This window comes from Streptomyces sp. NPDC050287, from assembly GCF_044459385.1.
Lineage (GTDB): Bacteria > Actinomycetota > Actinomycetes > Streptomycetales > Streptomycetaceae > Streptomyces.
The window spans coordinates 1-6531 of the sequence record NZ_JBITIY010000038.1 but is presented as its reverse complement, the minus strand read 5'-3'; the positions used below and the strand labels follow the sequence as shown (position 1 = coordinate 6531).

Annotated in this window: 5 protein-coding genes; 4 read left to right on the top strand and 1 reads right to left on the bottom strand. The window is 69.6% G+C overall.

The window, feature by feature from the left end; translation table 11 throughout:
* Positions 1-351: 351 nt before the first annotated feature.
* Positions 352-597, bottom strand: a complete 246-nt coding sequence (locus ACIBK3_RS46625) for a hypothetical protein (RefSeq protein WP_399374740.1) — start codon at positions 595-597, stop codon at positions 352-354.
* Between the two features lie 490 nt (positions 598-1087).
* Between ACIBK3_RS46625 and ACIBK3_RS46620 the strand changes: the two genes are divergently transcribed.
* The 4 genes from ACIBK3_RS46620 to ACIBK3_RS46605 all read left to right on the top strand — a co-directional run.
* Positions 1088-2137, top strand: a complete 1050-nt coding sequence (locus ACIBK3_RS46620) for an MBL fold metallo-hydrolase (RefSeq protein WP_399374738.1) — start codon at positions 1088-1090, stop codon at positions 2135-2137.
* Between the two features lie 588 nt (positions 2138-2725).
* A complete protein-coding gene (locus tag ACIBK3_RS46615; protein WP_399374737.1) occupies positions 2726-4930 on the top strand; it encodes an FUSC family protein in 2205 nt (734 codons plus the stop codon).
* Positions 4931-5365: 435 nt separating this feature from the next.
* Entirely contained in the window at positions 5366-6280 is a 915-nt protein-coding gene (locus ACIBK3_RS46610) for an MBL fold metallo-hydrolase (protein ID WP_399374736.1), read from the top strand.
* A gap of 22 nt (positions 6281-6302) precedes the next feature.
* Positions 6303-6531 (top strand): carboxylesterase family protein (locus ACIBK3_RS46605; RefSeq protein WP_399374735.1); only part of this gene is annotated, 229 nt, incomplete at its 3' end.

Sequence of the window (6531 nt, the reverse complement as noted above, 5' to 3'; positions counted from 1 at the left end):
GCTCATGCGGCTCCCCGCACCATGACGATTGACCGCCCTTTGGCCTTCCGCTTACGGCTACGGGGGGGGGCAGCGCCGCGGAGGCGCATCCGTTCCCGTGTCAGATGGTCGGCCGGCGGCCCAGCCGATTCCGGAGACGGCAGCGAGGACATCCGCACAGCGGCATCGGGGGGCGACAGGCGGGGCGCACGCGTCCTGCGGCTGTGGGCCACATGACGACGCAGTCACGTGACGCATACCGGCGCCGCGCGGCCAGAGCCAGAAGCGGGCTAGGAAGCCGTACATGTCCACCTCGAAGGGGCAATCATGGTCGCCGAAGGCTCATGGCTCGTAGGACTTGGGTTCCATACTTCACGCGGTCGGCTCGTACGCCATTTCTACGTCATCGACGGCGTAGCCGGTCCGGAGCGCGCCCGGGAGGCGGCTCTTGAGAAGAGCGCCGCCCCAGTTGAACGCGCGGCCCGGGACGATCTCCAGCTCGTCGACGGGTGCGTCGAGATACGGCGGGTGATACGCGACCCGCTGGGCGTCCGTCGGCTGTCCGCCCCGAGTCCGTGCCCGGCGTGAACCCCAGGCAGCCGTGCCGCCACCGTCCACCAGCCCTGAGACGTCAGGCAGTGCCGATGCCGGACGGTCCCACCAGCGGTTGGACCGGCTGTTTTCCAGGCTTGCGCCAAGTGACCGACGTCGACAACACGAGCTGAAACGGGAGCCCTGCCCTGGCCGGTTCCGGGCGTCTCCGACTCGGGCCGGTTCACCCCGCCACGTCGACGCCGGGGCAGGACATACTCTGCAACCCCGAGGGGGGTCTATTCGCGTGACCATTCAAGTGACTGGTCGTCGGATCATTCCGTGATTGCCGTATCACGGTCCGGTCCATTAACCCACGAGCGCCAGCAGGTGGCCGACTCCGCCGGGACTTCTACGGATTCCCTCTCAGTCAAGTTACTGATACCGGTCGGCGCTTGGAACGCGCACGATGGTGGGTGTCCGGCCGTGACGATCAAGAAGCGGCCTATCGCGGTCCTGTCCTTGCCTGATCGCAGGCGCTGCAGGCCGTGATGAGTGATTCCATCGGAGCGCAAAAATGGACAGCACAAATTCTGCACGTTCACTGAGCCGACGCGGATTTGTCGGCGTAGCGGCAGGCGTCGGCGCCGCCGGGCTGCTGGGCGGCCCACTGGTCCAGCCGACCAACGCCTCCGCATTCACCAAGGCCGAGCGCCGAACACACGTCGAGACAATACAACTCGGCAAGGTCACCGTCACCCGTGTCGTGGAATACAGAGGTACGGTGGGCCTGACGTCGCGCCAGTTCTTCCCCGACAGCCCGAAGGAACTCTGGGAGGACAACGAGGACTGGCTGAGCCCGGACTTCTGGAATCCGAGCACCGACCTGGTCAGGTCCGCCCTGCAGACCTGGGTCCTGCGCAGCGAGGGCAGGACGATCCTGATCGACACCGGCGCCGGGAACGACAAGTTCCGTCCGTACGCCAAGCAGTGGCAGTACATGGACACGGACTACCTGCGCACTCTGGCCCACGCGGGAGTCCGGCCGCAGGACGTCGACGTCGTCGTCAACACCCACCTGCACAACGACCACGTCGGCTGGAACACTCGACGCGAGGGCCGTGACTGGGTGCCCACCTTCCCGAACGCCACGTATCTGATCCCCAAGATCGATTTCGACTTCTGGAACCCGCTGGGCCCTGTGCGGCCGAGATACTGGCAGGGCAACCAGAACGTCTGGGAGGACAGTGTGCTCCCCGTGCACCAGGCGGGCCAGGTGAAGCTGTGGGAGGGCTCGTACACCCTCGACTCCCACCTGACGCTCCACCCCGCCCCTGGACACACTCCCGGCTCGTCCGTGATCCAGCTGAAGTCGGGAAGCGACAGAGCGGTGTTCATCGGCGACCTGCTCCACACTCCGCTGCAGCTCGAACACCCCGAGTTCAACAGCTGCTTCGAGGAGGACGAGAAGCAGGCGCTCACGACCCGCCGCCGCGAACTGGAGTGGGCCGCCGACCACAAGGCCCTCATCCTGCCCGCGCACCTTCCCGGCCACGGTGCCGCCGAGGTGGAGCGCAGCGGCAGCAACTTCAAGATCAAGGACTGGGCGGGATTCAGCCGCATCTGACCGGCCGGAAGGACGGCCCGGCCCCGCAAGCGCCCGCCCCGCTGCCATTCGGCGATGAGCGGATGAGGCCGGCGACCGCCGGGCACGAGCGGGGCGCCGGCACCCGACACAGGCCCGGCGCCCCGCGACCACCTGGGCTGCCCAGGTACTGTCCCAGGCTCAGCAGAGGGGAGTACTCACCGCCGTGTTCCGCGGAAGCACAGTGCAGAACCCAGCCGCAGTCCGAGGGCCTCCAGCTCGACCACTCCCCACTCCGGTCCCGACAACGCAACCTGCCAGGCGCGGCCGGCTGTGCCGTTCCGACATCGCCCAGTCGGCTCGCGGGCGGCCGACGCGCCTGATGAGTCCTGAACCCGCCGCGCCTTCAAAGAGCAGTCACCTGACGCATACCGGACAGATCGCCGACACGCCGAGACTGGTGCCGCGGCAGCGGTCCGTCGAGGGCCTCCGGTGCCCCTCCTTTCGGCACTCGGTTCGCCGCGGCGACGAAGGACCCCGGGCGGACATCCCGGGGGACGACGGCCTCCACGCCGTCGGCCGGAGATCGCCCCGTCCACTCAGCTCACGGAAGGATGTACGGAGACCGTCATGGTGGCAAGGAAGACGGCGTTGCTGTGGGACCGCTTCGCCGCTGTCGATCCCGGGCTGATGCGTCTTGCCTCCGCGATGCGCGCCGTCCTCGGCGCCGCCGCGTCCCTCATCGTCCTGACGGCCCTGGGGCAGTCCGGCACGGAGTTGCTGGTCGGCGGGTTCACCGCGATGGTGACCTCACTGGCCATCAGCGACCTGCACCCGCGCAACCAGCTCATCACGCTGGGACTCGGCGCTCCGATCTCCCTCGCGGCCCTGGCCGCCGGAGCCGTGCTGACGCCGTACCCGGTCGCGGCGGGGATCGTGTTCCTGCTGCTGATCTACGTCGCCGTCCACGCCCGCCGGTACGGCGCCAGAGGGCAGGGCGTGGGCATCTTCGGCTTCATGGCCTTCTTCCTGGCGCAGTTCACCGGGGCACGAGTGGTCCAGCTGCCGCAGATGGGCGTGGCCGTCCTCGCCGCGTTCGGGGCCGTCGTCGCCGTCTGTTACTGCCCGGGATTCATGACGGCGTCCCGTGTTCTCGCCCGGCTGCGGCGCACCTTCGGCGTGCGGCTGCGCGACGTCCTGCGGGACACGGCCGCCCTGCTCAGCTCCGGGCAGGACGCCGACGCGCTGAGTCTGTCGTTGGAGCGCCGTCTGGACAGGCTGCACGAGGCCGTGCTCCTGATCGAGGATTTTCTCGGTGAGCGCGCGGTCGACGAGGCCACCGACGGCCAGCTCCTGCGGCACATCTCACGCGCGGAGGTCGCTGCCCAGCGGCTCACCGTACTGGCGGTCCGCGCGGTCCGCACTGCACCGGCCGCCGACGATCTCGCGGACCGGGCCGCACGGGAACAGCTCGCGGCACGGATCCGCCTCCTCCGCCACCAGCCCACCCGGGGAACGGTTACCGCCGCACGGGAAGACGCCCCGGCGATCCTGCCGGCCGCGTCGGCGCCGTTGCAGGACTGTCTCCACGGCGTCGACGAACTAGCCGCAGCCGTGCGCCTTCTCGGTCCGCACGGCAGCTCCCCGACGGCAACCAGGACGGCTCCGCACGCGCCCGCGACACCGCGGACACGGGCGTTCAGTGTCAAGCGGTACCGCGAAGCGGACTCCGAAGACCGCAAGCGCGGAACGACCCGGCAGGCCCTCCAGGTGACCGCCGCCTCAGCGCTGTCCATCCTCGGCGGTCACCTGTTGTCCCCAGACCACTGGTACTGGGCCGTCATGGCCACCTGGGTCGTGTTCATCAACACCGAGAGCACCGGCGAAGTCCTGCTGCAAAGCGTGCGCCGGCTGGCGGGCACAGTCCTCGGCGCGGTGTTCGGCTACGGCCTCGCCACCCTGGTCGGACCGTACGGCCCGCTGCTCCTGGTTCTGCTGCTGGTGTGCATGTTCGGGATCTTCTACACCCCGTCCGACGCCTACTGGGCGGTAACGTTCTTCATCACCGGCGGACTGAGCATGCTGCTCGCGCTGCTGGACACCTTCTCGACGGACGTGCTCGTCCTGCGCGTGCAGGAAACCGCGCTGGGAGTGTCCTGCGGCGTCCTTGCCACCGTGGTCGTGCTGCCCCTCACGGTCCGCCGGGCCAGCGACGAGGGACTGGTCCACTTCCTGCTGGTCCTCAGGCGCCTCCTGGATGCGACGACGCGGAGCCTGGGCACCGACACCACGACGAGCCTGATACGCGCGGCCCATGATCTCGACCAGGCACTGGAGTCCTTCCGCAAGGCCTGCCTGCCGCTCACCCACCCGCTCAATCCCCAGCGCGCCCGTCGCGATCGCGCCCGCCACCTGCTGGAACTGCTGGAAGCCGGGGCCTACCACGCACGGAGTCTGGCCGCCGTGACCGGGCGCCTCCCGCAGGGCGACGACGCCGCGTACACCACCCAGGTCACCGCGGCGGCCGGCCGCGCCCAGGAGAGAGTGACGCACCTGATCCGCCTCGCGAGTCGTCGGCCGGGCACCGCCTCCCACTCGGCACGCCCCAAGGTCACCAGGGCACTGTCCCTGCTCTCCGGCGAACGGCGTATGCGTCACGGACGACCGTCGCCGCAACGGCGCCTGCTGCTCCACATCGACCGTCTCGACACGACCTTGATCGCGCTCACCGAAGCCCTGGACCCGCCCGCACCGGCCGCCGAAGACACCGTGGCTCCGTCCGCGGGCGGCGAGGTCTCCTCGCTGCCCAGCCCGGGACGAGCAGCCGCCTCCTGAGCGGGTTGGTGCCGGCCGGTGATGAACCGCAGGCTGTTCCCACGCACGCTCAGGACCGGATCGACGCACGGCTCCTCCGGTTTTCGCGTTGCGTCCGGATCAGCGCAGAGACTGTGGGGTCCAGGTGCAGTCACGTGACGCATACCGCAGCACGTCCGGCAAGACGCACCATGGCTGAGCAGGGTCGTCCACGAACGGACGCGGACGGGGCGGCCCTGTTTCCACCGGCGAACACCCCGCAGTCCGATGTCCGCACCCGGCTTCGGGCGGTGGAACCGCCCGAGGCCGAAGACGCCGCGGCCGCGGTCACGGCGCCACCGGTGCACTGCCCCGCAGGGGCGCGGCACCCCCGTACCCGTCATGAGCAGCCGCTCATCCGTGTCTCGCCCGCGCCTGCGGCCCGAGCACGCGGAACCGATCGAACTGGAGAGAATCGTGGACACCATCACCCTGGGCGATGTCACGTTGACCCGTGTCTGGGAGTACTTCGGTCCTGTGGACATGACGCCCGAGGCGTTCTTCCCGGAGAGCCCGGCGGAGGCGTGGGAGGCCCACCGGTCCTGGCTGGTTCCGGACTTCCTGGACGCCGAGACCCGGATCGTCAACTCGGCCATCCAGACCTGGGTACTGCGCAGCGAGGGCAAGACCATCCTGGTCGACACCGGCGTCGGTAACCACAAGGACCGCCCGTACGCGCCCGTGTGGAGCCGGCTGAACACCGACTTCCTGGGCAACCTCGCCCGCGCCGGTGTCCGCCCCGAGGACGTCGACATCGTGATCAACACCCACCTGCACATCGACCACGTCGGCTGGAACACCTATCTCGACGGCCGGACCTGGGTGCCGACGTTCCCCAACGCCACCTACCTCATGCCCAAGGCGGACTTCGACTTCTGGAACCCCGCCAACGAGCACAAGCCCCTGCTCGGCCGTGGCAACCAGAACGTCTTCGAGGACAGCGTCGCCCCCGTGCACGAGGCCGGCCTGACCCAGCTCTGGGAGGACAGCCACCGCATCGACGGCAGCCTGCGCCTCGACCTCGCCCCCGGCCACACCCCGGGCTCCTCGGTGTTGACGCTGGAGTCCGGATCGGACCGGGCCCTCTTCGTCGGCGACATGCTGCACAGCCCGGTCCAGATCCACGAGCCCGACGCCAACAGCTGCTTCTGCGAGGACCCCGCCGAAGCCCGCGCCACCCGCCGCAAGCTCCTGGGCTGGGCGGTCGACAACAACGCCCTCGTCATCCCCGCGCACCTCGGCGGCAACGGCGCCGCCGAAGTCGTCCGCGAGGGAGACAAGTTCGCCATCAAGGGCTGGGCACCCTTCGCCCCGTACACCGAGCAGGCCTGAGCCCCTGCGGAAAGGCACCACCGTGAACCACCCCGACCCCGTCGCAACCACCGCTCAGGGAGCCGTCCGCGGCCTGCGCCAGGGCGACACCCTCACCTTCCTGAACATCCCCTACGCCGCCCCGCCCCGCGGTGCCGGCCGGTTCGAGCCGCCCCGGCCGCACGAGCCGTGGGACGGCGTGCGGGACGCCACCGTGCCGGGTCCCAACGCGCCGCAGTCCGAGCGCAAGCTCGGCAGCGTGGACATGTCCC

What these genes read in the sequence shown, in the direction of transcription:
- ACIBK3_RS46620 (WP_399374738.1), top strand. Translation starts at nt 1,088, where the DNA reads ATGGACAGCACAAATTCTGCACGTTCACTGAGCCGACGCGGATTTGTC.
- ACIBK3_RS46615 (WP_399374737.1), top strand. Translation starts at nt 2,726, where the DNA reads ATGGTGGCAAGGAAGACGGCGTTGCTGTGGGACCGCTTCGCCGCTGTC.